This is a genomic window from Oleiphilus sp. HI0043 (assembly GCF_001634935.1).
Genome location: NZ_LWEY01000218.1, coordinates 1 through 1065, shown reverse-complemented (window position 1 = coordinate 1065; position 1065 = coordinate 1). Strand labels below are relative to the sequence as shown.

Annotated in this window: 2 protein-coding genes; both read left to right on the top strand. The window is 43.6% G+C overall.

Going from position 1 to position 1065, the window contains the following annotated elements:
- Positions 1 to 587 (top strand): peptide chain release factor-like protein (locus A3729_RS03510; protein WP_068633169.1); only part of this gene is annotated, 587 nt, incomplete at its 5' end.
- A gap of 59 nt (positions 588 to 646) precedes the next feature.
- Positions 647 to 1065: OB-fold nucleic acid binding domain-containing protein (locus A3729_RS03505; RefSeq protein WP_369820070.1), on the top strand; the 419-nt coding region annotated here is incomplete at its 3' end.

Here is a 1065-nt window from a genome sequence, read left to right as displayed (position 1 = left end):
GTGAAGTTGCCGGCATCAAAAGTGCGACAATCCAATTTACCGGTGAATATGCATTTGGTTGGTTACGTACAGAGACAGGTGTCCATCGCTTGGTAAGAAAATCTCCTTTTGATTCAGGCAGCCGTCGCCATACTTCTTTTGCATCGGTGTTTGTATCACCGGAAATTGATGATAACGTCGATATTGAAATTAACCCGGCAGACCTGCGTATTGATACGTATCGCTCTAGTGGTGCGGGCGGCCAGCACGTTAATACAACCGATTCAGCAATACGTATTACTCATGAGCCAAGCGGTATTGTGGTCCAATGCCAGAACCAACGTTCACAGCATCAAAACAAAGATAAGGCTATGCAGCAGCTTCGAGCAAAGTTATATGAGCTAGAGATGATGAAGCGTAGCGAAGCGGCACAAGCATTGGAAGATACTAAGTCAGATATTGGTTGGGGAAGTCAAATCCGCTCCTATGTACTGGACTCTTCGCGGATCAAAGATCTGCGAACCAATGTTGAGACCAGTAACTGCAATAATGTCTTAGATGGCGACCTGGATCAGTTTATCGAAGCCAGTCTTAAGCAAGGCCTTTAATTTTTAGTTTGCTGCTATCGTCTTTGGTGGCAGCAATGGATAAGTAATTGGAAGAAAATATGTCGAACGAACAGAATACTACGAACACTGAAGACCAAAATAAGTTGATCACTGAGCGTAAGAACAAACTCAAGGAACTGCGTGATGGTTGTTCAGCAAATGGTCACCGTAATGACTTCGAGCGAAAAGATTTAGCAGGAGATCTGTTAGAAAAGTTCGGTGAGTTCTCTAAGCCAGAGCTAGAAGAACAGGATAACCAAGTATCTGTTGCGGGTCGAATCATGTTTCAGCGGGGGCCATTTACTAAGATTTCTGATGTATCGGGTGGTATGCAGTATTACGTACCAAAAGATATTCAAAAAGAAATTGGCTACAAAACCCGTTTTGATTTAGGTGATATTGTTGGTGTACGGGGTGCCCTGCATAAGTCGGGTAAGGGCGAGTTATTTGTTAATATAGAACGTGCAGAAGATGTGGT